General features: G+C 39.4%; 1 tRNA gene. It reads left to right on the top strand.

The annotated features are described in order from the left end of the window. The first annotated feature begins 108 nt into the window (after nucleotides 1–108). Nucleotides 109–199 (top strand) — tRNA-Ser (locus BCT11_RS06845). Nucleotides 200–246: the final 47 nt, after the last annotated feature.

The following is a 246-nucleotide window of genomic DNA, read 5'->3' as shown; positions in this document are numbered from 1 at the left end:
AGTAGGACATCGCCAGGCTTGCTTACTGTTTTTAGATTTTAAAAAATCTAAAGGCAAAACTGAGATTTAGCATTATTTAAGTAAGACTAAGTTTTAGTAACAATTTGTGGAGAGATGGCTGAGTGGTTGAAAGCACCGGTCTTGAAAACCGGCGTACGTTAATAGCGTACCTAGGGTTCAAATCCCTATCTCTCCGCCACTATTAAGAAGCCTCGCTAGAAATAGCGAGGCTTTTTTCATTTCTGA

The organism is Vibrio sp. 10N.222.52.B12 (assembly GCF_002875385.1).
Lineage (GTDB): Bacteria > Pseudomonadota > Gammaproteobacteria > Enterobacterales > Vibrionaceae > Vibrio > Vibrio jasicida.
This window is presented reverse-complemented; position numbering and strand designations above follow the sequence as displayed.